Origin of the sequence: Streptococcus sp. oral taxon 056 str. F0418 (assembly GCF_000220065.1) — a bacterium.
Lineage (GTDB): Bacteria > Bacillota > Bacilli > Lactobacillales > Streptococcaceae > Streptococcus.
Genome location: NZ_AFQU01000001.1, coordinates 1083040 through 1109407 on the forward strand (window position 1 = coordinate 1083040; position 26368 = coordinate 1109407).

A 26368-nucleotide genomic window follows, 5' to 3' on the forward strand; every position below is an offset into this window, starting at 1 on the left:
ACAAGTAAAGCAGATCTTTCCCATGCCTTTTTATATATTATAGCGCAGCTCTTAAACGCGCCTCTGCATTTTCAACATTGCGAACAGAACGTGGTAGAAAGGCACGTATGTCATCTTCTTTATAACCAACTTGCAGGCGTTTGTCATCGACTAAGATTGGACTTTTGAGAATACGTGGCGTCTCCATGATAATATCAATGACTTCGCTCACACTCAAATCCTCAATGTCAACTCCCAAACCTTTGGCATAACGATTTTTGGAAGAAACAATACTTGCGATACCATTTTCAGTTTTGGTCAAAATATCTAAAATTTCTTTTTTTGTGATTCCCTCTTTGCCGAGGTTTTGTTCTTTGTAAGTTAATTGATGGGAATTAAGCCAGGTCTTTGCTTTCTTACAGCTTGTACAACTTGAAACTGTGTAAATTGTAATCATGTAAGGACTCCTTTCAGTACCCGATATTACTATCGTAGTCTATTATACCACAAAAACCATCGGTCTTGCGACCTATTTTAGAAAATTTATTCCTCTATTTCGATAGCATCATCTAACTCAAGCGTCACTTCTTCTATATTTTCAGTGATTTTTCCTGTTTTTTCTGGTGTTATTGCTTCCGCTTCCTCATCTGCATCAATAAGTCCAAAACGAACACGGACTTTCTGATCGATTTCCTCAAAAACTTCTGGATGATCCGCTAAATATTTTTTAGCATTTTCAGATCCTTGACCAATTTTTTCATCGTTGTAAGAATACCAAGCACCCGCTTTTTTGATGATATCTAAGTCAGTTGCAATCTTAATCAGCTCCCCTGTCTTAGAAATACCTTCTCCATACATGATTTCCACAAAAGCTTCCTTGAATGGCGGAGCTACTTTATTTTTTACAACTTTAATTTTGGTTTCTTTACCAACATTTGTATCTTTCGCATCACCAGTCCCCTTGATTTGAGTATTTCCACGAACGTCCAAACGGACAGAAGCATAGAATTTCAAGGCACGACCACCTGGTGTTGTTTCAGGATTCCCAAACATCACACCGACTTTTTCGCGCAACTGGTTAATGAAAATCGCAATCGTCTTAGTTTTGTTGATGGATGCAGATAGTTTACGCATCGCCTGGCTCATCATACGAGCCTGCAAGCCGACATGGCTATCTCCAATATCCCCATCGATTTCCGCACGTGGAACCAAGGCAGCAACTGAGTCAATAACTACCAAGTCAACTGCACCTGAATCAATCAATTTCCCAGCAATTTCTAAACCTTGTTCCCCAGAATCAGGCTGAGACAGCAAGAGCTCATCGATATTCACACCCAATGCTGCTGCATAAGACGGGTCCAAAGCATGTTCGGCATCGATAAAGGCTGCGATTCCGCCTTCTTTTTGTGCTTGTGCTACTGCATGAAGAGCCACTGTTGTCTTACCAGAAGATTCTGGGCCGTAGATTTCAATGATTCTTCCCTTAGGATAACCACCAGCACCAAGAGCGATATCCAAGGCCAAAGAACCTGAGCTCATAACTTGAACTTTTTGCTCTGCTCGCTCGCCCAGACGCATCACTGCACCCTTACCAAAATCTTTCTCAATATTTTTCAAAGCGTTGTCTAAAGCCTTTTGACGTTCATCGCCAAATTTCTTTGTAATATCATCTAAATTCTTTTGTTTCTTTGCCATTTATTTCTCCTATTTGTTCTAAAATATCTTTTCTTCTAGCTGTTTGTTCATTATATCAAAAATTATTTGTTTAATAAAGCCTTGTGTACTAGATTGAAGGCATGCAAAACAGCAATTTCCCTCACATCATGTCGACTGCGTCCTGCAATATTGACCTTAATAATTTTTGTTGCATCAGCACTAGCTAAGCCAATAAAAACCGTCCCAGATGGATGACCTTCCAGTGAATCTGGGCCTGCCACGCCTGTCAGACTGACAGCTAGATCACTCTGGGTCAGCTTTCTAGCCTGCTCTGCCATTTTCCCAGCCGTAAAAGCTGAAACGACACCGTGCTGCTCCAAGTCTCTCAATGGAATATCCAGCATCCGGCTCTTTTCCTCCATGCTGTAGGTGACAAAGCCACCTGAAAAAATAGCTGAAGCACCAGCAAAATCCGCCAAGGTCGCTTGAAAAAGACCCGCCGTCAGACTCTCTGCCGCTGAAATCGTCTTGCCTTGGCTCTTCAGCAAATCAAAAGCCACCCGAGCCAAGGAATTGTCATCTCCATAGCCATAAAAAATCTCGGACAAAGCTTGTCCTTCAAAAGTTTTATGTGCCAAAATTGACTGTTCAACAACTGCAAGCTTTTGGTCTGCTTCATCCTGGCTAAATGCTTTCGTAGATAGCCGCAAGGTCACCTCCCCCGTCTTAGCATAAGGAGCAATGGTGGGGTCACTCTGCTGCTCAATCATCTCTGACAAAATAGTCACTAGCTGACTCTCGCCAATACCAAAGAAGCGCAACACTCGTGAATACAATTTCTGACCTGTGGACAAGAGGGGAACCAGCTCATTATTGACCATTGGCTTGAGCTCGCTAGGCGGGCCGGGCAGGACTACATAGGTCACTCCGTCTGCTTCTAACAATCCTCCGACAGCTAATCCGGTCGCATTTGGTAACGGCGTCGAACCTTCGACCAGCTGGGCCTGACGCTCATTATTGGGTGTTCGAGCGTAATCTGGTCGGCTAGCAAAAAAGCAATCTAGCTTTTCCACAGCATCAGGATTAAAACTCAACTCTCGATCCAAAAATTTAGCCAAGGTCTGCTTGGTCAAATCATCCTCTGTTGGCCCCAAGCCTCCTGTCAGGATAATCAGATTACTGCGTCCTTGAGCAATTCTTAAAACCGAGAGAAGTCGACTTTCATTGTCACCCACCGCTGTATGAAAATAAACATCGATCCCCAGACTCGCCAGTTTTTCAGATAAAAATTGGGCATTGGTATTGACAATCTGACCTGTCAGAATCTCGGTGCCCACAGCAATAATTTCTGCTTTCATAGAACCTCCTACCTTACTATTCGGAATTGGCTTTATTTTATCACAAAAAATCTTAAAAAAGTTGATTTTCATTTCAGGAAATAAAGAGAGCTGTCAAGTTCCTTGACAAACTTGTCAATATGCTGTGGAAAACTTTTTAAAACGACTAGTGTTATGCAGAATAACCAGATTGTTAGGGAAATGCTATTGGCAAATGGTTTGATTCTTTCTATAATGAAGATGAAAAAAGAAATCAGCTAAATATTTTTATTTGAAGAAAGGAGATCATTATGAAAATTTCACAAATGCTCAAGAACATTCGTCAACAACATCAACTCACTCAGGAAGCCTTGGCTGAAAGACTCAAGGTTTCCCGCTCTGCCATTGCCCGCTGGGAAAGTGGAAAAGGGATCCCTGATATTGGCAATCTCATCGCCATTAGCCGCGAGTTTGATATCAGTCTAGACACACTCATCAAGGAGGATGAGCGCTTGGAGAAAAAGGTTATCGAAGACAGCAAGGCCAAGAAATGGCATTATTTAGTCATCCTCTACCTTTTTTCCATCTTGGTTTATATTGGTGTCTTTGCTTACTTGCACCATATCTTTATGGCCGGCTTCCTCATCTCCACCCTCTTTATGCTCTTCTATGAACTGCGCATCTTTATCAAGGAAAAGATTTGGAGGCAGAAGGATAACTAAACGAAATTCCTTGGATGTTAGAAAACCAAGGAATTTTTTCTATGAAACAAGGAATATAGTCGCACTATTATGAAAGAGAACAGACAAGCAAAGAAAAAAGAGGAAAGTAAAACTGCAGCTACCTTTGACAAATGAGCTGAATCAAGATTAGATTTGTGTAACATCAATAATAATATCAACTTGTTTAAACACATTGGGATCATGAGTGGCAAAAATTACAACCGTATCTGGTGCAACCAGACTTAACAATAACTCTATAATAGCCTGGCCGGTCTGCCGATCAAGCGCTCCTGTCGGCTCATCAGCCAAAATAATCTTGGCTTTTTTGAGCAAGAGTCGGGCAACAGAAACACGCTGAGCTTGACCACCTGAAAGTTCATAAATTTTAGAGTTAAGGAATGACTCGTCCAGTCCTACTTTCATTAAAGTAGCAGTCACTTCTGCTTTACCTGCTAACATTTTTAGATTATCCCAGACTGTCTCCTCTTCCACCAAAGCATAGTTTTGAAAAACATAGCCCAGATAGTTTTTAAATTAATCTCTTTCTTTCATAGCCCAAATATCTTGATTATTCAGTAAGACTTTGCCATTATTAGGCTTTTCTAGACGGGCGATTGCATTTAATAACGTTGTTTTTCCTGAACCTGACGGCCCAATCAGAGCATAAGATTTATTCGCTTCAAAAACTAGATTTACTTGAGAATAGATCCTTTTATTACCATAATTTTTGCTTAAATTTTCTAACTGAATCATACTATTTCAAAGTCTCCTTTTATAATCTGAACCCGGTGTTTCTTGACTTGTAGGAAAGCAAAACCAGACATGGCGGATATCTCAATGATATACAGAAACCCAACTAGGATAGTAACAACAAAATCCCCTCTCATCAAGATAGTAAGCAAACTGACAAAGAAGATTCCTAGTATCAGGGGCAGTAAAGATTGAAAGATTTCCATACCACTACTTGTCCCCAGCAAGCTCTGCAGGGAGATTTTTTTAGCTTTCTGCTTCATACGGGTCGAAATGTACTCATAGATAATAAAGAATTGTGCTAAAACCAACATAGCAAGAGCAATGACTGTTCCAGTCAACTGACTGATAATGGTTTCTCGAGCTAATAAGAGTTGCTCTGAGACTTTTGTCATGCTGGAAAAGTTCGTCAAGCCAGCTTGATCAATTTTTTCTTTTATTAAATCTTGTTTAAAGATTCCATTAACTGCAAACACATCATATTTCCCATCAAAAGCGGCATCTTCTGGCAAGTTTTGAAAATTAATTTGCACTAAAACAGCATCAATCACTTCTTGCTTAGCAAAAAGCTCATCCTGTTCTCCTTTATGATTAAAAAGGAAAGTCTTCTGTCCATCCGGAACTTCTACTATTTCAAAATCTTCAGCTTTAAAGCTACTATACTGGAAATATTCGTAGTCTATCAGCTTTCGAATTCCCTCAATATTGACCATCTGACTGCTAGGAATATAGAGCACACCAACTCCATCAGCGTTTGGCTGTCCATATTGATTTTGAGAATTCAGTTCCTTGTTCTTATCCACCAAACCTGTATTCACATAGAACAACTTTTCTGCAAGTTTTGTATCTACTCCATTATTTGTTAGCTCTTGTTTAAATTCTTGAGGAGCATACTCTACCCTTTCTGGGCTAAGACTTGAACTCTCAGAATAGAGCCAATTATCTGCACCAAAAGATTGGATAAAAGTACGTTGTTTAGCTGAACTCTCTTTCATAAAATCCGCGTCTAACTGATGATTTTCATCTGTGTGGGCAGCAGTATTTTCAAACCAAGTGATTGTATTATAATCCTGCGCTACTTTCCAATTTCCTAAAACAGCGATTTCTTGAGCAGATTTAGAAATAGTCTTTACGCTCTCTGAAACTGTTATACCAAAGATAAAACAGGATAACAAAATGCCAAAAAGCCAGATATAAAGAACCAGGGGATTTGATTTTTTATTCTTCAAAACTGCCACCGCACTCATCAGACGAAGATTTAGCGCAAAAAGAACATTTACAAGCAAACTGAGAAAAATTAGAATTTGTATTTCAAAAATTTATTGGAACTTTTGTCTTTATGCGTTTGTCGTGTCATCATAAATTATTTTTTAAACGCTTCGTATAGTTTTTTATAGAACTCTTTCTTTTCTTTTTTTGATTATTAAACTCTTTTTTGCCGTAATCAAAATTCGCTACTGAAAATCCCTTGCCATCATCAGAAAAAGTGAAGAATTCTATCCCAATCAATTTATTATTTTTAGCATCTACTACAGTAGTTCCTAAATTATTGTTAAATTGTTTAACTTCTTCTTCACTAACTCCAAACCCCATAGCAGTGCCATCTGCAATAATATTTGAAAACACTTCTTCTGAAGATGCTACTTCTTTGACAGATATTAGATAGACAGCATCTTCTGTTTCTACTTGCCTTACCTTATCCCATCTTTCGGTATCATTCGAAGAGATTGTATAGACTGTTAAATCCACCGAAGGTTTATTGGAATTTTCTTTTTTAATCACTTGTTTGCCAATTAAGACGATTGCGAGTATTCCAATGACTAGTAGCAAACTAATATAAATTTTCTTTTTCATGCCTGACTTCCTATATCTTTTATGTCAATGATAACATCAACTTTACTATATACAGCTGGATCATGTGTTGCTATAATAACATAATTGTTCTTGGCTGCTTCACTCAATAATAAGTTGATGATTTCATTCCCAATCTCACTATCCAAGGCTCCTGTAGGTTCATCCGCTAAAATAATTTTACGCGGTTTCATTAACATTCTTGCAATAGCTACACGCTGAGCTTGTCCCCCAGACAATTCATATATTTTATGTTTTAAATAGTCCCTAGAAAGGCCTACTTTTTCAAGTATCTCAGATATAATCTTTTTGTCTTTATTGAGGAGTTTTAAATTATCATATACTGTTTTGTTTTCTATCAAAGAATAATTTTGGAATACATACCCAATAGTATTTTTAAAATAGGTTCTTTCTTTGGTTTTCCAAATATCCTGTTTATCAACTAACACTTTTCCACTGTCAATTTTTTCTAGCCTTCCTATAATGTTTAGCAAGGTACTTTTACCTGAACCCGAACCGCCAATCAAGGCGTAGCTTTTCCCAGCTTCAAAGGTTAAATTTAAATCTGTAAATATTTCTTTTGAGCCATATTTTTTTGTAACATTCACAATTTCAATTGTCATTAGTCATCCCCTTTTAGAATTTGAGTGTATCTATCAGATAATTTTCTGAAACTTATTATCATTGACATCATTAAAACCGTTAAAGAAGCAAGACCAATATACAATAACTCTATTTGTCCTGTCATGATAAATGTCAATAAGATAACCATTATAATCGTTATCATAAAATATTTTAGACTTGAAATGGCCATACCTGTTTTCGATAGGCCTAAAATGATTTTTTTGACATAGTCATTCTGTTTTAAGGCAACAAACATTTGAGCATATTGATAAATGAGTAGAAATACAATTCCGCAAATAACTATTTGCAGTATTTTTGAAAGGAGAATTTGGTGCTCTAAAGATTGAATATTAAGTTTCACAGTTTGGTAAACCTCGACTGGATTGATTGAAAAATTCAAACTAGCACTCAAATCGTTGATGTCCTTAATTGCTTCTGGACTAAAAAGTGAGTTATATATGATATTGCTTGCCAAAATAAAATCGTTAGTTTCTACCATTTTATCAGTATCTAATACAACCACTATATTACTCTTACTATTTGTCACACTTTCCAAAGGTAGATTATCTTTATTTTCAGGGACACTACTGCCATTTTCATTGAAATAGAAAAATTCTTGCCCATCAGGAATGACTTGCACCGTAAGATCATCTTTTGTATAGTTTGTACCAGTAAATTGTTCTGCTACAACCGTATTCTCGATTGATGCCTTATTCTCTTTAAATTTATTAGGAATATAGATGGTTGCTATTTTATTATCTAAAATACGATAGTTTGTTCCATTAACTTTATTTTGTACCTTAGCACCTGTTTGATTGATATAAACCAGCTCTTTATTAACCTCTGTATTCGTTATCCCATCACTTTTTAATTGCTTAGAAAAATCTTCTGTAACATGAGAAGTTTTCATAAAATCTGGAACATAGGCTGAAGATGATTTGATATATATAAAATCCAGTTTTTTTAAGGCTTTAGCAATCTCTATATACTTAGCTCCTGAGTCATTTGCTTCTTCTCCATTAGTAACAGATTCATTTTCAATACCCAAAAACTCTAGTCTTTTCCAATCTTTTACTGCACTCCATGGTTCTAAATGCTTTATCTGTATATTTATCTTTGATTGACTAGCCTTTGTTTCCCGTAAAAAGACTCCTGAAACAACTATTATGCTAGAAATAACCGCAAGCCATACGATAAAAATGAGGCTGTTTTTGGCCTTATTTTTTATAATTTCAATAGGCTTTTCAACCTGAATCGTCAGCCAAAATAAAACAAAGGTGATGAGATCAATGATTTGAAAAATTATAAAATTGGTTAGAAGTAGAGAGAAGAATAACTTGGAACTATAGGTGAAGAGACCACTCCCCAGAAAAGAGCCATAGAAAACCATCAATAAAGCAACTAAAATCAGCTCAAAAGTAACAGAAATTAAATAATCCTTTTTTAGGTTATACACAGGTAATCCTAAAGAACGTCTTATCATCCCTTCTTTAATCTTTCTCGCTCTAACAACAAATAAAACAACTAATAAGGTTAAGTAAATTGAAATCATTAACAAAAATCTTAAAGAGCCAGTAAATTGTATCATTCCTCCCATATACCAAGGGTAAGCCATATATACTACTTGCAGACCTGTAGACGTAAGTTTTTTTAAATCATTTGAATCTATTTCCCCTAGAGTATAGTACATCCCTGTTATCGGTACAGACTTTAATTGTTCATAGCTGGCATCATCAAGATTTATATAAGTCAACTGCCCTGAATTCTGAACCACCGGCTTGTATATTTTAACTTTTTTTCTTCTGATAGGCCACTAATCATTTGATACACTTCTTCATTAGAAAGATTGCTTTTCCCTTGAATGGAGAAGGCACCATCAATTGGTAAAGGTATTGGTTTTTGAGTATCACTAATACTAACCAGACCAATGGCAGCAATTAAGCAAAAAAAGAGTCCTATAACACCTAATTTTAATTTCATAAGCTCCTACCTATATTATAAAAGACCCTATAATATTATTGGGTCTTCCAACTTTCATAAACTATTGTTAAAATTTAAAGTAGTTCCAATGTGCATTTAATCGAACATCATTCCAACTTTTTGTTGAACTTGACATTGCCCATCCATATTTTTGAGAATCAGATGACTTAACAGTTCCCCAAAGATTAGTTATCGAAGATTTTGAACCAATATTATTCGGAGATTTAACATAGTAATTAGAATAACCATAGTTACCATTCACACCATAATTCCATTCATCAATAATCGGATATGGGGCTGGATATGCTACTTCTGCACTAACGATACTAGTCATAGTAGTTAGCCCAAAACCTAAAGAAACTGTAGCTAATAAAGCTAATGTTTTATTTTTAATTCTTATTTTCATAACTACACTCCTATATTGAATATTTTATAGTTTTTTGAGAATATTTTACCTTTCCAATTTATAGCTTAGCTAGTCACAATCAACGACCCCACTGGTCTCACCTCCTTTAATTTTATAGATTCTAATTTTTAAATATATATATATTTAATCTTTGCCTACTTTTTTGAAATATTTAGAACATTGAACTCACTCCCCTTCTATCCTATCCACCTTATCTCCACAGCCACCACCATGGAAACACACTTGTAGTAACTATTAACGCTACTGCCAGTAAAATTAAATTGTACATTATTTTTTTCATTCTTGCCCTCCTTTTTATTTCATGATATACTATTTTAAAATATTTTTTTCAAAACGTAGCTTTTAGTAACATTTTAAAAAGGAGTTCTTATGCGCTGGGATTATGGAAAAATCTATAAAGAAATTAGGAAATCAAAAGGGTTGACTCAAGAAGAAATTTGTGGAGATTTTTTAGCTCGCTCAACTTTGGCACGAATTGAAAGCGGGCAAGTCGTGCCAAAGTTCGATACCATGATTTTTTTACTTCGCCAGATAGATATGACACTAGAAGAATTTAAATATATTTGTGATTATTATCAACCTAGTCAACGGCAGAAAATTTTAAATTCTCTGTATAACCAAGGTGAGACTATTGTAGGGACGAAAAGCTTGTTACAACTAAAGAGAGAATGCGAGGCATATCTATGTAAACATTCCGATATTCCGATTAAACATGCTTTAGATAGCATCAATATTACTATTCATCTGAGACAAAATGGAATTTCTGAGACAAAAGAAATTAATGCTGCTACCAATAAAATTTGGGCGTATTTAGAAAAACAGGACACTTGGTATGAAAGTGATTTTCGACTTCTTTCTACTATCCTTTATTTCTTCCCGTTAGAAAATATCAAACAATTTACCCAAAAGATTTTAAATAGCATAAAAAAATACCAATCATTTCGCAATGGGAATAATCTACAAATCGGACTCTTAGTCAACCTTTCTACCATCTATCTTTATAATGGATTAAAGAGAGAATGCGCTGAAATTACTACGTACGTTTACGATTTGTCAAAAAAAGAAAAACGTTATGATTCCCTCGGGCTTTCACAGATTCGACTTGGAATTTGCAAAAATGATAACGAATTAATAAAAAAGGGATTGCCCTACTACAACTTGCCGATGAAAAAGAGCTAGTAAAATCGCTAAAAGAAGAAATTGAAAAATACCATTGAGAGTCTTTCTCAAACGGTATTTTTATGTGGATTGAAATCACAATCATTTTCATGGTCATTGATAAGGCCAGCTGCTTCTAGGAATGAATAGACGCAAACAGGACCGACAAATTTGAAGCCTTGCTTTTTCAGTGCCTTGGATATGCTTTCTGATAGCTCTGTTTTTGTTGGGGCTTCCTTGTAGTTCATAATTTGATTGTCAATCGTTTTGAAATCTATAAAGGACCAGATATAGTCATTAAAAGAGCCAAACTGCTTTTGAACAGCCAAAAAAGCTTGGGCATTAGCCCTGGTCGCATAAATTTTCATCTTGTTACGGATAATATCAGGATTGCCTAACAAACCATCTAGATCTGTATCTGTCATCTGAGCAATTTTCTGGGCATCATAGAAATGAATAGCTTCCCGAAAAGCCTGACGTTTATTGAGAATGGTCTCCCAAGAAAGTCCAGCCTGATAGGTCTCCATGCAGAGCAATTCAAATAATTTCTGATCATCATGGAGGGGTTTGCCCCACTCCTCATCATGATAGGCCACATACAAGGGGTTGTTCATTTTTACCCAGCCGCAGCGTTTGGTCATATTTGATCTCCTATTTCACCAACATCTTGAGGGCTGACTTGATATAGTTTTCAGCTGTGTCCGTTGTGCCCTCAAAGAATTTCTTGATTTTCTTGAGTTCAGCAGCCTTGTAGCCCAGAGCCAGCATGGCTTCCATGGCTTCTTCCAGCTCCTGATTATCCGCAGTCTGGATGGGTGCTTTACTTTCTGCCGGACCATCTGCCGCAACTACCTTGCCTTCTAAGTCCAGCACCATCTGCTGGGCTGTTTTCTTACCAATCTTAGGAAACTTGGTCAGGTAGGTGATGTTTTTCTGCTCAATGGCTTGCACTAAGCCAGCATTATCATCCGCCGCAATAATAGCCAGAGCAGACACTGGGCCAATGCCTGAGACTGAAATCAAGCTGAGAAAGAGTTGCTTCTCCTCCTCGGTCGCAAAACCATATAAGAGCTCCGCATCTTCTCTCACCACCTGGTGAACATAGACCTTGGCTTCCTGATGAAGATGTCCTGAGTAAGCATAGGGGTTGGCCACATGAAGAATATAGCCGATAGAGTTGACTTCCAATACAATGTACTTGGCTGTGATTTTACTGATGATTCCTTTAAAATATTCGTACATAATCTTCCTTCTTTTTGTATCATTTTGCCTATCTAGTATATCATATTTTCTGTTTGGATACTGCAAATAGAAGTGCAACCAGTGGTTGACAAAATGTACAGGAAGCTGTATTCTCAAGATAAAGAAAAGCTGTTAGGATAGAGTTAGCAAAGAAAAGGAGGCTGCGATGATGAAACTCGCTGATACATTATTTGAACTAAGAAAAGAAAAAGGCTGGTCACAAGAAAAACTGGCTGAACAAATCAATGTCTCTCGCCAGAGCATTTCCAAGTGGGAGTCTGGCCAAGCGCTGCCAGAGCTGGAAAAAATTGTAGAACTGAGCAAGATTTTCCAAGTGACGACGGATTATTTGCTTATAGAAGAAAGCGAAAAGCCTGAGATAAAATCCATCCTATCAGAAAACGAAAAAGAGCGCTATTATAAGGAAGTGAAATCTTATGGCTTCTGGCAGGTTCTGTCTATTTTTGTATCAGCCTTGGCTATCTTTCTCTTTTTCGCAGGTTCTAGCTTTCCAGCAAAATTCACTGCCCTGGTCTGGTTAACCTTCTTCCTCTTAATCGCATCCGCAATGGCTATTAACAAGGCACTAAAAATCAAGAAAAAGTATCTGGACAAGGTTATCGGCCTTGATGAGGATTCTGGGAAAAAAGATACTAAAGATGATGCTAAAAACTGACAATCCCATACCTGTCAAAACTCGTCTGAAAGAGCTGATTTGCTGGCTGGAACACAAGCTCAAACATTAAAAAACAGCTCTAGTTCTATGACTAGGGCTGTTTGATCTTCTATAGAGTTTAATATTTCCCCAACTCCCGTAGGCTAGTGTGATTTTCCTGAATGCGGCGGAACATTTTTTCCATATCTGACTTGGTAAAGTTGACCAAGACCGGCCGGCCGTGTGGGCAGTTGTAAGGATTGTCACACTGGGACAACTGAATGAGCAAGTCACGCGCAGAGTAGTCATCTAGACTGTGATTGGCCTTGATAGAGCGTTTACAGCTCATCATAATAGCTAGCTCTGCTCGATATTTCTTGATAGAAACTTCCTTGGTCAGGAGAAGCATATCACACATCTCATAGATGCCTGCCTCAATCTCCTCTTCCTTGAACCAAATCGGATGCTCGCGGAGGATAAACTGGTTGGCTCCGTACTCTTCTAAAAAGATGCTAGCATCTTCTAACAACTCCATCCGCTGCTTGATTCGCAACATATCATCTGCTGGAAATTCAAAGATATAGGGCACTAAAAGCTGCTGCTGGCTATTGTCCACATCCCCAATCTTCTCTCGATAATACTCATACTTGACCCGCTCTTGGGCAGCATGCTGGTCAATAATGTAAAGACCGCCCTTGCCCTGAGCAAACAGATAGGTACCATGCATCTGGCCGAAATATTCTAACTCTGGGAAGCTTGACTTCTCTTCCTGTTCCAACTTATCTACAGCCCGCTCCAGACTGGCTTGGTCTAGTTCTGGATGATCTAGCTGGTCATAGCTGGCTGGCTTTCTCTCTGCAAATTTGACCGAAGTTGATTGTGGCGGTTCTGCTTTTTCATCTGTCGCTTCATGAACAGATTCTGCTGATTCTTCAAAGGATAGCTGCTGCTCTGCCACTTGTGGCTTGAGGAAGAAGTCATTCTGCTCCTTATCGTAGTAGAGGCGATTTTCTTTAAGAGGAAGGCTGGTCTGCTCAGGCTTATTAGCACGCTTAACAGTTGATTTGGCTAGATTTTCCAAAGCATCCGGGATAAGGTCTTGCTCCTTGAGACTGGTCGCAATGGCTTGCGAAATCAAGGTCATGAGTTCCCGTTCTTTAGAAATCCGCACCTCTTGCTTGGTCGGATGGACATTGACATCGGCCAGATAGGGGTCAATCTGAATATTGATGACCGCGAGTGGAAAGCGGCCTACCATCAGCTTGCTGCCGTAGCCGTCCAAAATAGCGCGATTGAGCAGGAAATTCTTGATATAGCGGCCGTTAATGAGAATCGTAATATAATTCCGATTTGCACGAGTCAGCTCAGGCAGACTGACATAGCCGCTCACCTCAAAGTCCAGATCCGAAGCAGAGATTTCAACCATTTTCTTAGCTGTTGCCAGACCATAGATGCCTGCAATAGCTTGCCGAAGATTGCCACTGCCAGCAGTCCGTGTCAGTTCTCGACCGTCGCTGATAAGGGTGAAAGCCACTTCTGGATGGGCCAGACTGAGCCGATTAATCACATCAACGATATGGGACAGCTCAGCCTGTTGGCTCTTCATATACTTGAGCCGGGCTGGAGTATTGAAAAATAGGTCTTCTACCTTTATTTTAGTCCCAACTGGACTACTAGCAGGCTCATGCTTTTCAATTTCCCCTCCCTGAGCAACTAGCAAAGTCCCGTGTTGCCCACTCTCGGTTGCAGTCTCAATGGTAAAATGCGAGACGGAGGCAATGGAAGGAATAGCCTCACCACGAAAACCCAGTGTCCGAATCCGAAAGAGATCTGCCTGCTTCTTGATTTTACTGGTAGCATGGCGTCGAAGAGCCAGAGGAACATCTTCGTGATCTATGCCCTCACCATTATCCGTTACCTGAATGCTCTTGAGTCCAGCTTCTTCGATTTCGATGGTAATCTGACTGGCACCTGCATCAATTGAATTTTCCACTAGCTCCTTGACCACGCTACTAGGCCGCTCAATGACTTCACCGGCCGCAATCTGATTGGCTAGAATTTCTGGAAGTTCGATAATTTTTGACATTTTCTTCTCCGTATTTGTACTAATTCCTATTATAGCACATTGACTTTTTTCTATCAGAAGTTGACTGCCATTTCCTTTCTTTGACGAGACAATTCATCAAATCCTACTAATGCATCAAGAAATCTACTCCAAGTTACATTTTTTGTTATAATAAAATAAAATTTATTTGTTTTTGACTTTTTTTGGTTAGAATTTGACTTTCAGGAGAAGAAATGGAAGATACGCTTTATTTGCTAAAACAACCCGAAAAAAACTATAAAGATTGCTACTTTTCTTTTTGTGGCTTTTCTAAGACTGAAGCCGGGCACAGTTTTGGTCCGGCAGTTAAAGATTGTTTTTTAGTTCATATTATTTTAGAGGGAGAGGGATCCTATTCTATCAAAGATCAGACCTACTCACTCAAAGCAGGACAAGGATTCATCATTCCGCCTGGTGTATCAAGTTTCTATCAGGCAGATCAGCATTTTCCTTGGACCTATCTTTGGATGGGGATCGGTGGGGAAAAAGTGCAAGAATACTTTCAGCAGATGGGGATTGGGGGAGAGCATTTCTCCTTCCATGTTCAATCTCCATATAACTTTAAAGCGTTGGTTTTCGAGTGCTTTGCATATGATGATGACACGCTTGTCAACGAACTAAATTTACAAAAAAAGGCTTACGACTTCCTACAGTTGTTAGCAAAATCCATCTCCCCGTATCAATACATCACGTCAAGTCAAAAAATGAATCCCTATGTCCAAAAAGCCCTCCAAATCATTAATCAAGAAGGTGGGCAGGGATTATCGATTACGAATCTTGCCAAACGCTTAGCAGTTCACCCTAGCTATCTATCCAGGCTGTTTAAAGCAAATCTGGGTCTGTCGACCAAAGATTATATCTATCAAATTCGTATCAACATGGCTAGCGATCTTTTAGCAACGACTAGTTATTCTATTGAAAAGATTAGTCAGTTAACAGGATTTTCTAGTATCCAAAACTTTTCAAAAGCCTTTAAAAAAATCAAAAAAGTCACTCCATCTGCCTACCGAAAAAAACAGGTTGGATTCAAAGGGAAACGTCCGGAAGAATAAGTCAGATTTTAACAAAGAATCGTCTAAAAAAATGCTTACTTTATCAGTGGGTGTTTTTTATAATGGAAGTAATCTTAGTTATGGAAAATCCAATACATAAAAAGGAGATCATATGGCTGCTTCCATCCACTTTTTAGAATCTGCTCGGCAGTTTCATCTTAGAAATGATCAAATCAGTTATATCTTTTCGGTCAGCGAAGATGGTAAACTTCTGCATCTCTACTACGGAAAAGCTCTTCCTGAAAGAGATTATAGTCACTTAATAGAGATGTGCTCTCGTCCAATGACAACCTATCGAAAGGAAGGAGATTTTCTCTATTCTTTAGAACATTTAAAACAAGAATTCCCCGAATATGGAACCAGTGATTTTAGACATCCTGCAATCATGATTCGGCAAGAAAATGGTTCAAAAATAAGCGATTTTCGTTACATGAAACATCATATTTTCAAAGGAAAACCAACTTTAGATGGGCTGCCAGCCACTTATGTAGAAGATGAAAACGAGAGCCAAACTATTGTGGTCACTTTAAGAGATGAGCTTATAAAAGTAGAAATAGATCTACACTATACTATTTTTAGTGATCTACCCGTCATTAGTCGCCACATTGAGGTCCGTAATCTTAGTTTAGACACTCATTATATCCAACAAATTGCTAGTTTAAACTTAGATCTACCTGACGCAAACTATGAGTGGCTTCAACTTTCTGGAGCTTGGGCAAGAGAACGTTACATAAAGACTCGTACACTATCTCAAGGAATCCAATCCATCGAATCAACACGTGGCATTTCCAGTCCCCATCACAATCCTTTTGTAGCATTAAAACGAAAGGAAACAACTGAGCATCAAGGCGAGGTTATCGGAGTTACTTTTGTTTATTCTGGTAATTTTCTCATTCAAGCTGAAGTGGACACTTGGGATACTACACGCCTCCAAGTTGGTATCAATACTTTCCACTTTGAATGGAAATTAGCTCCAAATGACCAATTCATCAGTCCAGAAGCCTTGTTAGTCTTTTCTGATAAAGGACTTAACGGCATGAGTCAAAGCTTTCACCAGCTCTTCCGTACTAGATTAGCTCGCGGATTTTGGAAAGAGAAAAAACGCCCTGTTCTCATTAATAATTGGGAGGCAACCTACTTTGATTTTACCGAAGAAAAGCTTTTAACGATTGCTCGAACAGCCAAACAAGTAGGGGTAGAGCTCTTTGTACTAGATGACGGTTGGTTTGGTGAGCGGATCAATGATCGAGCAGGCTTAGGAGACTGGTATGTAAATCCTGACCGCCTGCCAGAAGGTATTGGCCATCTAGCAAAACAAATCCGAGAAATTGGCCTCCAATTTGGTCTCTGGTTTGAACCTGAAATGGTCAACAAAGATAGCCAGCTCTTTCGGGAACATCCGGATTGGCATATCCATACACCGAATCGTCCAGTTTGCCACGGACGTAATCAATATGTCTTAAATTTCACATCTGATCAAGTCATTGAACACATTTTCCAAAAAATGTCCGCCATCATCGAAGAAGCCAAGCTTGACTATATCAAGTGGGACATGAACCGTACACTGACAGAGGTCTATTCTTGTGAATTACCTGCGGATCAGCAAGGAGAAGTTTTCCACCGTTACGTACTCGGTGTCTACAAACTATATGAGCGACTCACCAGCACTTATCCAAATATCCTATTTGAGTCTTGTTCTTCAGGGGGTGGACGCTTTGATCCTGGCTTGCTTTTCTACGCGCCTCAAGCATGGACTAGTGACGATTCAGATGCGATTGAGCGCTTGAAAATCCAATACGGAACCAGTCTCCTCTATCCCGTTTCTTCTATGGGGGCACATGTATCTATCGTACCAAATCACCAATTAAACAGGATAACACCACTAAAAACTAGAGCCAATGTGGCTTACTTTGGAGCCTTTGGCTATGAGCTCGACCTTAACCAACTCGATCCCCAAGAGCTAGAAGAGGTCTCCCAGCAAATTTCTTTTTACAAACAGTATCGAGAATTACTTCATAGTGGTAGCTTTTATCGACTTTTGTCACCATTTGAATCACAGGAAACTGCTTGGATGGTGGTCAGCAAGGACAAAAAAATAGCTATTCTAGCTCACTATAAAATGCTGAACCAAGTCAACCATCCATTCCGTCGCTTGAAATTGCAAGGACTAAATCCCAACGCTATCTACCAGATTGACCAACATGATTATAGTGGTGCGGAGCTGATGCAGGCTGGCTTTAGCATTACGGATGCATCTAGTGGCGAGCATAATAACCAGTCTCCACTTCCACCAACCTATGACTTTGACTCTAGAATTTGGGTTATTCAGCAAAAATAAAAGAAAAATCGCATGGACCTTTAAAAATGGTGGTCCTGCGATTTTTATAATTTTTTCTTCATTTCCGAAACAGCTGCCATCACTTCTAGAGGGGTCATATTGTAAATATCTAGATTTCTTAGTTCTTCTAGCACTGGGCTACTTTGCGGTGCTTCAAATAGAGATATTTGCTCTGCGGTCGCTTTTTGTTGTGAAACAACCTGCTTATCTTGACTCTCCAAATGTGTCAAGATTGAATCCGCCCGCTCTAATAAATCAACAGGTAATCCAGCAATCTTAGCCACATGAATCCCATAGGATTTATCCGCTGGACCTTCCTCTATCTTGTGCAAGAAAGTCACCTGACCATCTTTTTCTAAAGTTGCTACATGAAGATTTTCGAGGCGTGGCAAGCTAGTTGACAACTCTGTCAACTCATGATAATGAGTTGCAAATAAAGTCTTAGCTTTCGTCCGATCATGAATATACTCAATAATGGCTTGGGCTAACGCCATCCCATCATAAGTAGCCGTACCTCGACCCAATTCATCAAATAGAATCAAAGAATGTTCACTAGCTTGACGAATAGCTCGATTGGCTTCCATCATTTCCACCATGAAGGTCGACTGCCCAGAAACCAAATCATCCGCCGCACCAATTCGAGTAAATATGGCATCAAAAATTGGAAGTACCGCCAGCTCTGCAGGTACATAAGAGCCCATCTGAGCCATAATGACAATGATAGCTAATTGCCGCATATATGTTGATTTTCCGCTCATATTTGGGCCAGTAATCAACTGGATATCTGTATCTGCATCCATGACAACACTATTTGGAATATAACTTTGCGCTCCCATGACCTTTTCAACAACAGCATGGCGACCTTTTTCGATTTTCAAGGTCCTGTTAGCTGTAAAGCTAGGTCGAACCAGATGTTGGTTTTCAGCTACAACCGCAAAACTTTGCAAAACATCAATAGTAGCTAAGGTTTGAGCTAGAGCTTGTAAACGCTTGATATATTTCCCTGCTTCTTCACGGATGCGCATAAAGATTTCATACTCCAAATTAGCAGACTTTTCACGTGCCTCTAGCATTTCTCCTTCAATACGTGCCAGCTCCTCTGTTCCATAGCGCTCAGAATTTTTCAAAGTGGCTTTCCGGAAAAAGTGACTTGGAACATGACCCAACTGCGAATTGGTGACATGGAAATAATAGCCGTCCTTTTTGTTGTAATCAATCTTCAAATTAGAAATTCCACTTGTCGCTCGCTCTTTGGCTTCAATATCTGCAATCCAACTGGTTCCTTCTCGCATGACAAGTCGATATTTATCTAAGGTCTCATCAAAACCTGACTGGATGATATTCCCTTCAGTGATAACTTGAGAAGCGTCTGGGGAAATGGCAGAGCTAATAAGATTTTCTAGCTCAGGAATAGCATCCAACTTAGAGACTAGAGTTTCTAGAGCTGGACTGGCTATATTTTCTAAAATCGCTCGAATCTGCGGAACATGACTCAAAGTTGATGCTAGCTGCAAAAGATCTTTAGGATTGGTCTTACCAAAGGAGACACGACTAGCTAAGCGTTCGATATCATATACTCCCCTCAAACTATCCGATAAGTCACTGCGTTCAAAGAAAGAGTCTAGAAAAACTTGAACCACATCCTGACGCTTGGTGATTCGATCTTTATCAATCAAAGGGTGTTGAATCCATGAACGTAGCAAGCGACCTCCCATAGCGGTCTTTGCCTCATCCATGAGCCAAAAAAGACTGCCATGTTTTTTCCCAGTTCGTGCATTTTCAATCAAGTCTAAACTAGTTTTTGTCGCATAATCCATCTGCAAAAAGTCTTTAATCTCATAATGATGCACTTTTTTAAGATGGCTGAGCTCCCGCATTTGTGTCTGAAAAACGTAGTGTAATAGCTTACCTGCCACCCTCTTCTCTAAAGGTGACAACTCATCTCCCAGTAGCTGAACATCCTCTAGGACATCTTCAACTCTGGATAAAAGAAGATTCATCTGATTTGATAAAACTTTCTCTTCAGATTCTGGCAAAGCATAACCAACGACCACTTCTCGAGCTTGTAAATTTCTAATCTCTCCACAAGCTTGATCAAAATCAGCCAGCGTGGTTACCTGAAACTCTCCTGTCGCAAGGTCCATATAAGCCAATCCATACTGACCTTCCTCGCGATCCAAAGAAACCAAAAAGTTATTTTCTCCACTTGACTTACTAGAGTCCACTACGGTCCCTGGTGTAATCACTTGGACAACTTCACGTTTTACAACACCTACAGCCTGTTTCGGGTCTTCCATCTGCTCTGCAATAGCTACTTTATAACCAGATTCAACCAAGGTATCAATGTATTGCTGAGCAGAATGATAAGGAACTCCTGCCATCGGAATCGGATTTTCTGAGTTTTTATTTCGACTTGTAATAGCAATCTCAAGAATTTGAGCAGCATTCACTGCGTCCTCATAAAACAACTCATAAAAATCTCCCATCCGAAAAAGCAAAAAAGCATCCTGATAGTCTTTTTTAATATCCAGATACTGTTGCATACCTGGCGATAATTTTTCTGTTGCCATACGTTCCTCTCTTACTGTAAACTCAGAAAGTCCATCTTAAGTATTTGTTCCTTGTACATCTTTTGAGCTTCTAATCATCTCAAAATGACTCCATGATTGTCATACCTGATTTTACCATAAATTGAAAAAGGTTGAAACTTTTGTCTCAGCCTTTGATTGTTTTATATCTCATTTCTACATGCGCTCTAAAATCTGATCTTCAATTTCTTTAGCAGACTCCTGATTGCAACAAATCAACAAAAGCGTATCTGCACCCGCTAAACTACCAAGAATGCGCTCATCAGCATTTTCATCAATGATATTAGCCAAAGCAGAAGCCTCCCCTAGACGAGTATGTAGTACCAAGGTAAACTCTGCTCTTGCAACCCCTCTAAGATGATATGACAGAAGCTCGATCAAATCAATCCGCTTCGTTTCCTGTGCCAATACATAATACAATTGGTCATTTTTCTTGACCTTAATCAAACCAATCTCACGCAAATCACGAGACAGAGTCGTCTGAGTTACATAAATTCCCGCTGCTTCTAATCGAGTCTGGATATCCTTCTGAGTCCCTAGTTTCTCATCTGTAATCATTTTTTTAATCAAATCGTGACGTGCTTTTTTTTTCATAATTTCCTCAATATTTGTATATTTATACCTTAAATTATACCAAAAATTTATTATAATCCCTAAAAAAATTCAAGATTCTTTTAAAAATATGATAAAATAGTACTATTAAAAGACTCAAAGGAGTAGCTATGGATAACAAACAAATCATTGCCAGCGAATTGGCCAAGGTGATTGACAGCCTAGACCAAGACGCTATTTTAAATTTACTCGAACAGCCAAAAAGTTCTGATTTAGGAGATATTGCTTTTCCGGCCTTTTCTTTAGCAAAAGTTGAGCGCAAAGCTCCTCAAGCCATTGCAACTGACCTTGCAGAAAAAATTGATACTACTCACTTTGAAAAAGTTGTAGCAACTGGTCCTTATGTCAATTTCTTTCTAAATAAATCTGAAATTTCTAGCCAAGTAATCAAAGAAGTGATCAAAGAAGGGGCTGATTACGGACAGCAAAATGAAGGCAAGGGCGAAAATGTTACTATTGACCTTTCTAGTCCAAATATTGCCAAACCTTTCTCAGTTGGCCACCTGCGTTCTACTGTTATCGGGGATGCTTTGTCCAATATCTTCCGTAAGATGGGCTACAATACAATCAAGATCAATCACTTGGGTGACTGGGGCAAACAGTTTGGTCTTTTGATGGTGGCCTATAAAAAATGGGGTAGCAAGGAAGCTGTTGAAGCCAATCCAATTGATGAACTGCTCAAACTCTATGTACGAATCAATGCTGAAATCGAAACAGACCCAGCCCTTGATGAAGAAGGTCGCCTTTGGTTCAAAAAATTGGAAGATGGTGATCCAGAAGCAACTGAGCTCTGGCAGTGGTTCCGTGATGAAAGCTTGGTAGAATTCAACCGCATTTATAAACTTCTCGGAGTGGAGTTTGACAGCCTAAATGGGGAAGCCTTCTACAACGATAAGATGGAAGAAGGAATCAAAATCCTCGAAGAAAAAGGTCTCTTGGAAGAATCAAAAGGAGCAAGCATTGTCAATCTTGATGATGTCAACCTTCCTCCAGCTATGATTAAAAAATCAGATGGAGCAACTCTCTACATCACTCGCGATATAGCGACTGCTATGTACCGGGCTCGTACTTATAACTTTGTGAAAAGTATCTATGTCGTCGGACAAGAACAGTCTAACCACTTCCGCCAGCTCAAAGCTGTCCTTAAGAAGATGGGATTTGACTGGAGCGATGATATGACTCACGTAGATTTCGGGCTAGTTACTAAGAATCGCCAAAAACTGTCTACTCGTAAAGGAAATATCATTCTTCTTGAGCCAACCTTGCAAGAGGCCATCAGCCGTGCAAAATCTCAAATTGAAGACAAGAATCCAGAACTTGAAAACAAAGAAGCGGTTGCCCATGCAGTTGGTGTCGGTGCGGTTAAATTCTACGATTTGAAGACAGACCGTCGGAATGGTTATGACTTTGATCTTGAAGCTATGGTATCTTTTGAAGGCGAAACTGGTCCATACATCCAGTATGCCTACGCTCGTATTCAATCAATCTTGCGTAAAGTGAATTTTACACCAGATGTGAATGCTAGCTACAACTTAAATGATGCCGAAAGCTGGGAAATTATCAAACTTCTTCAAGACTTTTCTCGCATTATCAAGCGTGCGTCAGACAATTACGATCCGTCACTGATTGCTAAATATGCTATTAGCTTAGCACAAGCATTCAACAAATACTATGCACACACACGCATCTTGGACGAAAGCCCTGAGCGTGACAGCCGTCTCGCTCTCAGCTACTCTACAGCTGTGGTACTCAAAGAATCGCTTCGCCTACTAGGTGTTGAAGCACCAGAGAAAATGTAAAAATATCAGAACATGACATAAACGTCATGTTCTTTTTTATTAAAAAAAGTTATACTAAACTTGTAAGTAGAACAGAGACGTTATGATAGCTCTAGTATGATCATGAATATTCGCATGTTTTCTTGCAAAAAGACATAAACAGATTTATAATTTAGAAAACGGATACAAATCAATGAAATAGTGGAGGTAGACGCCATGATTGAATTTCATTTTAATAAAGACTTCCGGTTTGAAGGACGCTTTTATATTTTGCTGTTGATGCTGTTCTTGGGCGTGATTGAGCCACATGCAGGTCTGAATGTCCCAAATCTTATCTATTTTGGATGTGTATTGTTTTTACTGATCCTGCAAATTTTTGTTCCAATTATACACCATAAAAATTATCCAGTGGGCAGCTACCATTTTCACTGGGGATTCTATAATGATCCAAAAATCTATTTCGCTCTCTTTCTAGCACGAAGTTTTTTCTTTGGATTTCAAGATATTTCTAATCCTTTTTACTGGATTCTTGCACTCCTCATTGCCAGTTCTTTCGTTCGCTCTTTTATCACGAAAGAGAAAGAAGCAAAGTAAGCAATTTTTCAAACACAAAAAGCTAATTTAAGAAAAATAAATAAGGCTGAGACAAAATGTCTCAGCCTTATTTTACCCTCTTATGATGAGGAGAGAAGCTATCTATATTAAACTGAATTGTCACTTTTAGCTCTTTACTCTTCTACAAAGCGCCCTAAAATATGGACATTCTCTGCTACAGATACAAAGGCTTGAGGGTCTGATTTTCGGATGATGTGCTGGAATTCATTGTACTCAGCACGGGTAATGACCGTTATTAAAACCACTTTTTCCTGATGGTTATAAGTTCCTTCAGCTCCGTTAATCATCGTCGCACCTCGATGGAGGCGATTATGAATCTTCTCAATGACTTTCTCAGGATGACTCGTGATAATCATGGCTTGCATCTTCTTTTGCTTAGTAAATACAGCATCTGTCACTCGACTAGACACAAAGATTGTAATCATGGAGTAGAGAGCATAGGTCCAACCAAAAGTTACACCGGCAATTAACATAATCACTCCATTCACCATAAAAGAGACACTTCCAACATTACGTCCCGTTCGCTTGCGCACTGTCAAACTGACAATATCTGTCCCACCACTTGAGATATTGTTTTTTAAGGCAAAGCCAACACCTGTCCCCATTACAACCCCACCAAACAGTGCATTGATAATCGGATCCTTAGTCAACACAACTTCTGGTACAATTTGGATGAAAAAAGAGCTCATGCTAACTGTTATAAAGGTAAATACCGTAAATTTATGTCCTATTTGATACCAAGCTAAAATCATCAATGGGATATTAATCAGGTAAAAAGCCAATGATACTGGAATTGTCGTGCCAATCAATCGATGGCTCAATGCAGATAGAATCTGTGATAATCCTGTTGCGCCACTAGAATAGACGTGCCCTGGCTGAAAAAAGAAATTCACTGCTACTGCTGACAAAATACCGTAAACAATCGAAGCCGATATTTTCTCATCATACTTTTCCTTTGAGATGCTCTTAAGAACCTTTAGCAATCGGAAATTATAGGCCATCCGGCGGATATAATAGCGTAAAAGCTTGTTAAACTTAGTCTTTTTCATTTATTTCTACTTGTAGATTTAACTCATCTAGTTGTTTCGTAGCAACGAGACTTGGAGCTTGTGTCATCGGATCTGTTGCTTTATTGTTTTTTGGAAAGGCGATGACTTCGCGAATATTTTCTTCTCCAGCAAGCAACATAACAAACCGATCCAATCCCAATGCCAGACCACCATGTGGTGGAAAACCATAATCCATCGCTTCTAGTAAGAAGCCAAATTGATCTTCTGCCTCATCTTTTGAAAATCCAAGAGCCTTAAACATGCGCTCTTGTAAATCTCTACGATTAATCCGCAAACTTCCTCCGCCGAGTTCATAACCATTTAACACGATATCGTAGGCAATAGCACGAACTTTGCTGAGATCTCCTTCTAGTTCATGTGTAGAATTTTCTTGTGGAAGAGTGAAGGGATGATGAGCACTCATATAACGTCCTTCTTCTTCTGACCATTCAAACATCGGCCAATCGACCACCCAAAGGAAGTTAAACTTGCTTTGATCAATTAAATCAAGATCCTTCGCAATGCGATTACGAAGAGCTCCCAGCACTGCATTTGCAACTTCTAAAGAATCTGCTACAAAGAGAACCAGATCATTTTCTTGAAGTTGTAAAGCATCTGTCAACTTACTTGTCAATTCTGTCAAGAACTTAGCAACTGGACCAGCCAACTCTCCTTGGGAGAATTTAAGCCAAGCTAAACCTTTTGCTCCATACTGTTTTGCTTGTTCAGTCAATTTATCAATATCTTTGCGAGAATACTTATCTGCTGCATTTTTTACAACAATCGCTTTTACTGCTGGTGCCTCAGAAAAGACTTTGAAGTCAACCTCCTTGACAAGCTCTGTCAAGTCTTGAAGCAACATCTCAAAGCGAGTGTCTGGTTTATCACAGCCATATAGAGCCATTGCATCGTCATACTTCATCCGTGGGAATGGCAGCGAAACCTCCATTCCTTTGGTTTCTTTCATAACTCGAGCAATCAATCCTTCTGTAATATCCTGAATTTCCTGCTCTGTTAAGAAGGATGTTTCTAAATCGACCTGTGTAAACTCAGGTTGACGATCGCCACGTAGATCCTCATCTCGGAAACATTTTACAATCTGGTAATAGCGGTCAAACCCTGCATTCATCAGCAATTGCTTAGTAATTTGTGGACTTTGCGGTAAAGCATAAAAATGTCCTTTATTGACACGACTAGGAACGAGATAATCACGCGCTCCTTCAGGAGTAGATTTGCTGAGAAACGGTGTTTCCACATCGATAAACTCCAGCTCATCTAAATAGTTGCGAATAGAATGTGTCACTTTCGCACGCAATTTAAGATTCTCCAGCATTTTTGGTCGACGAAGGTCTAAATAACGGTAACGCAAGCGTGTATCGTCATTGGCTTCAATACCATCTTTGATTTCAAATGGAGTTGTTTTAGCTGTATTCAGCACTACAAGACTATCCACATGGAGCTCGACTTCGCCTGTTGCTAGCTTATCATTAGCTTGCTCTCTAGCTGCTACTTGTCCTGTCACTTCAATGACAAACTCACTTCTCAAGCCCTCAGCAGTAGTCATCACATCATGTGATACAGTCTCTGGATTGATGACCAGTTGCATAATACCTTCGCGATCACGCAAATCAATGAAAATCAACCCTCCTAAATCACGTCTTCGAGCGACCCAACCTTTTAAGGTGATTTCTTGACCTACGTGCTCTGTGCGAACACGTCCAGCATACATCGAACGTTTCATTCTTCTTCTCCAAACTTTTAATTCTTGTTCTATTTTACCATAAAGACGCTTATAAATATGTCTTTCTAGGATTTTTTAGCTTAAAGCTCTATTTTCATCTCTCATATGCGTATTAAAAAGAGAGAAAATGA

19 protein-coding genes and 4 pseudogenes are annotated in these 26368 nt (G+C 39.0%); 7 read left to right on the forward strand and 16 right to left on the reverse strand.

The genetic code is table 11. The features are described 5' to 3' along the window. Window positions 1-37 precede the first annotated feature (37 nt). The 3 genes from spx to HMPREF9182_RS05340 form a co-directional block, all read right to left on the reverse strand. Window positions 38-436: a transcriptional regulator Spx gene (gene spx, locus HMPREF9182_RS05330; RefSeq protein ID WP_009754315.1), complete on the reverse strand. Its 399-nt coding sequence runs from the start codon at window positions 434-436 to the stop codon at window positions 38-40. Between the two features lie 86 nt (window positions 437-522). Continuing rightward, entirely contained in the window at window positions 523-1674 is a 1152-nt protein-coding gene (recA, locus tag HMPREF9182_RS05335) for a recombinase RecA (RefSeq protein WP_009443423.1), read from the reverse strand. A 62-nt stretch (window positions 1675-1736) separates the two neighbouring features. Further along, window positions 1737-2993 carry a competence/damage-inducible protein A gene (locus HMPREF9182_RS05340; RefSeq protein WP_009754457.1) on the reverse strand — a complete coding sequence of 419 codons (1257 nt, stop codon included), beginning with the start codon at window positions 2991-2993 and terminating at the stop codon, window positions 1737-1739. Between the two features lie 269 nt (window positions 2994-3262). On the opposite strand from HMPREF9182_RS05340, the gene HMPREF9182_RS05345 reads away from it, so the two are divergent. Further along, window positions 3263-3673, forward strand: coding sequence for a helix-turn-helix domain-containing protein (locus HMPREF9182_RS05345; protein ID WP_009754228.1), 411 nt, complete (start codon window positions 3263-3265; stop codon window positions 3671-3673). Window positions 3674-3820: 147 nt separating this feature from the next. Here the strand turns inward: HMPREF9182_RS05345 and HMPREF9182_RS05350 are convergent. From HMPREF9182_RS05350 to HMPREF9182_RS05375, 6 genes and pseudogenes are all read right to left on the reverse strand, one after another. After that, window positions 3821-4426 (reverse strand): annotated as a pseudogene (locus HMPREF9182_RS05350) (ATP-binding cassette domain-containing protein). Further along, window positions 4423-5652, reverse strand: coding sequence for a hypothetical protein (locus HMPREF9182_RS05355; RefSeq protein ID WP_128080242.1), 1230 nt, complete (start codon window positions 5650-5652; stop codon window positions 4423-4425). The pseudogene HMPREF9182_RS05350 and the gene HMPREF9182_RS05355 overlap by 4 nt, the downstream one beginning before the upstream one ends. A 134-nt stretch (window positions 5653-5786) precedes the next feature. Beyond that, window positions 5787-6277, reverse strand: a pseudogene (locus tag HMPREF9182_RS05360) (hypothetical protein). After that, window positions 6274-6897 carry an ATP-binding cassette domain-containing protein gene (locus HMPREF9182_RS05365; protein WP_009754418.1) on the reverse strand — a complete coding sequence of 208 codons (624 nt, stop codon included), beginning with the start codon at window positions 6895-6897 and terminating at the stop codon, window positions 6274-6276. Before HMPREF9182_RS05365 ends, HMPREF9182_RS05360 begins: the two are co-directional and overlap by 4 nt. Next, window positions 6897-8878, reverse strand: a pseudogene (locus HMPREF9182_RS05370) (ABC transporter permease). The gene HMPREF9182_RS05365 and the pseudogene HMPREF9182_RS05370 overlap by 1 nt, the downstream one beginning before the upstream one ends. A 67-nt stretch (window positions 8879-8945) precedes the next feature. Next, window positions 8946-9284, reverse strand: coding sequence for a hypothetical protein (locus tag HMPREF9182_RS05375; RefSeq protein ID WP_009443448.1), 339 nt, complete (start codon window positions 9282-9284; stop codon window positions 8946-8948). Between the two features lie 390 nt (window positions 9285-9674). Between HMPREF9182_RS05375 and HMPREF9182_RS05380 the strand changes: the two are divergent. Beyond that, a pseudogene (locus tag HMPREF9182_RS05380) lies at window positions 9675-10522 on the forward strand (Rgg family transcriptional regulator). Between the two features lie 9 nt (window positions 10523-10531). Here HMPREF9182_RS05380 and HMPREF9182_RS05385 read toward each other — a convergent pair. Next, complete coding sequence (locus HMPREF9182_RS05385) at window positions 10532-11104, reverse strand: DNA-3-methyladenine glycosylase I (RefSeq protein WP_009754676.1); 573 nt, start codon at window positions 11102-11104, stop codon at window positions 10532-10534. Window positions 11105-11114: 10 nt separating this feature from the next. Beyond that, a complete protein-coding gene (gene ruvA / locus HMPREF9182_RS05390; protein ID WP_009755106.1) occupies window positions 11115-11705 on the reverse strand; it encodes a Holliday junction branch migration protein RuvA in 591 nt (196 codons plus the stop codon). Between the two features lie 169 nt (window positions 11706-11874). Between ruvA and HMPREF9182_RS05395 the strand changes: the two genes are divergently transcribed. Beyond that, window positions 11875-12381, forward strand: coding sequence for a helix-turn-helix domain-containing protein (locus HMPREF9182_RS05395; protein ID WP_037603033.1), 507 nt, complete (start codon window positions 11875-11877; stop codon window positions 12379-12381). A 118-nt stretch (window positions 12382-12499) separates the two neighbouring features. Here the strand turns inward: HMPREF9182_RS05395 and mutL are convergent, their stop codons facing one another. Then, window positions 12500-14446: a DNA mismatch repair endonuclease MutL gene (mutL, locus tag HMPREF9182_RS05400; RefSeq protein ID WP_009443753.1), complete on the reverse strand. Its 1947-nt coding sequence runs from the start codon at window positions 14444-14446 to the stop codon at window positions 12500-12502. Window positions 14447-14658: 212 nt separating this feature from the next. On the opposite strand from mutL, the gene HMPREF9182_RS05405 reads away from it, so the two are divergent. Then, complete coding sequence (locus HMPREF9182_RS05405) at window positions 14659-15516, forward strand: AraC family transcriptional regulator (protein WP_009754744.1); 858 nt, start codon at window positions 14659-14661, stop codon at window positions 15514-15516. Between the two features lie 112 nt (window positions 15517-15628). Then, complete coding sequence (locus tag HMPREF9182_RS05410; protein WP_009443783.1) at window positions 15629-17854, forward strand: alpha-galactosidase; 2226 nt, start codon at window positions 15629-15631, stop codon at window positions 17852-17854. Window positions 17855-17898: 44 nt separating this feature from the next. Here HMPREF9182_RS05410 and mutS read toward each other — a convergent pair whose 3' ends face one another. Beyond that, on the reverse strand, window positions 17899-20424 hold the full coding sequence (gene mutS / locus HMPREF9182_RS05415) for a DNA mismatch repair protein MutS (RefSeq protein WP_009443388.1): 2526 nt from the start codon (window positions 20422-20424) through the stop codon (window positions 17899-17901). A 174-nt stretch (window positions 20425-20598) separates the two neighbouring features. After that, entirely contained in the window at window positions 20599-21036 is a 438-nt protein-coding gene (argR, locus tag HMPREF9182_RS05420) for an arginine repressor (RefSeq protein ID WP_009443285.1), read from the reverse strand. Window positions 21037-21164: 128 nt separating this feature from the next. Here argR and argS point away from each other — a divergent pair, with 128 nt between their 5' ends. Both argS and HMPREF9182_RS05430 read left to right on the forward strand, forming a co-directional pair. Next, window positions 21165-22853 carry an arginine--tRNA ligase gene (argS, locus tag HMPREF9182_RS05425; protein ID WP_009754271.1) on the forward strand — a complete coding sequence of 563 codons (1689 nt, stop codon included), beginning with the start codon at window positions 21165-21167 and terminating at the stop codon, window positions 22851-22853. Window positions 22854-23048: 195 nt separating this feature from the next. Further along, a complete protein-coding gene (locus tag HMPREF9182_RS05430) occupies window positions 23049-23426 on the forward strand; it encodes a hypothetical protein (RefSeq protein ID WP_009443845.1) in 378 nt (125 codons plus the stop codon). A gap of 134 nt (window positions 23427-23560) precedes the next feature. On the opposite strand, the gene HMPREF9182_RS05435 is transcribed toward HMPREF9182_RS05430, so the two are convergent. Next, window positions 23561-24496, reverse strand: coding sequence for a YitT family protein (locus HMPREF9182_RS05435; protein ID WP_009754834.1), 936 nt, complete (start codon window positions 24494-24496; stop codon window positions 23561-23563). Beyond that, the gene (gene aspS / locus HMPREF9182_RS05440) at window positions 24483-26237 is read right to left on the reverse strand and encodes an aspartate--tRNA ligase (protein WP_009443938.1); all 1755 of its coding nucleotides are present in this window, start codon (window positions 26235-26237) and stop codon (window positions 24483-24485) included. The genes HMPREF9182_RS05435 and aspS overlap by 14 nt, the downstream gene beginning before the upstream one ends. Window positions 26238-26368: the final 131 nt, after the last annotated feature.

Excerpts from the sequence above, each read along its gene's own strand:
- spx (WP_009754315.1), bottom strand. The coding sequence starts at position 436 with ATGATTACAATTTACACAGTTTCAAGTTGTACAAGCTGTAAGAAAGCA.
- recA (WP_009443423.1), bottom strand. The coding sequence starts at position 1,674 with ATGGCAAAGAAACAAAAGAATTTAGATGATATTACAAAGAAATTTGGC.
- HMPREF9182_RS05340 (WP_009754457.1), bottom strand. The coding sequence starts at position 2,993 with ATGAAAGCAGAAATTATTGCTGTGGGCACCGAGATTCTGACAGGTCAG.
- HMPREF9182_RS05345 (WP_009754228.1), top strand. The coding sequence starts at position 3,263 with ATGAAAATTTCACAAATGCTCAAGAACATTCGTCAACAACATCAACTC.
- HMPREF9182_RS05365 (WP_009754418.1), bottom strand. The coding sequence starts at position 6,897 with ATGACAATTGAAATTGTGAATGTTACAAAAAAATATGGCTCAAAAGAA.
- HMPREF9182_RS05375 (WP_009443448.1), bottom strand. The coding sequence starts at position 9,284 with ATGAAAATAAGAATTAAAAATAAAACATTAGCTTTATTAGCTACAGTT.
- HMPREF9182_RS05385 (WP_009754676.1), bottom strand. The coding sequence starts at position 11,104 with ATGACCAAACGCTGCGGCTGGGTAAAAATGAACAACCCCTTGTATGTG.
- ruvA (WP_009755106.1), bottom strand. The coding sequence starts at position 11,705 with ATGTACGAATATTTTAAAGGAATCATCAGTAAAATCACAGCCAAGTAC.
- HMPREF9182_RS05395 (WP_037603033.1), top strand. The coding sequence starts at position 11,875 with ATGAAACTCGCTGATACATTATTTGAACTAAGAAAAGAAAAAGGCTGG.
- mutL (WP_009443753.1), bottom strand. The coding sequence starts at position 14,446 with ATGTCAAAAATTATCGAACTTCCAGAAATTCTAGCCAATCAGATTGCG.
- HMPREF9182_RS05405 (WP_009754744.1), top strand. The coding sequence starts at position 14,659 with ATGGAAGATACGCTTTATTTGCTAAAACAACCCGAAAAAAACTATAAA.
- HMPREF9182_RS05410 (WP_009443783.1), top strand. The coding sequence starts at position 15,629 with ATGGCTGCTTCCATCCACTTTTTAGAATCTGCTCGGCAGTTTCATCTT.
- mutS (WP_009443388.1), bottom strand. The coding sequence starts at position 20,424 with ATGGCAACAGAAAAATTATCGCCAGGTATGCAACAGTATCTGGATATT.
- argR (WP_009443285.1), bottom strand. The coding sequence starts at position 21,036 with ATGAAAAAAAAAGCACGTCACGATTTGATTAAAAAAATGATTACAGAT.
- argS (WP_009754271.1), top strand. The coding sequence starts at position 21,165 with ATGGATAACAAACAAATCATTGCCAGCGAATTGGCCAAGGTGATTGAC.
- HMPREF9182_RS05430 (WP_009443845.1), top strand. The coding sequence starts at position 23,049 with ATGATTGAATTTCATTTTAATAAAGACTTCCGGTTTGAAGGACGCTTT.
- HMPREF9182_RS05435 (WP_009754834.1), bottom strand. The coding sequence starts at position 24,496 with ATGAAAAAGACTAAGTTTAACAAGCTTTTACGCTATTATATCCGCCGG.
- aspS (WP_009443938.1), bottom strand. The coding sequence starts at position 26,237 with ATGAAACGTTCGATGTATGCTGGACGTGTTCGCACAGAGCACGTAGGT.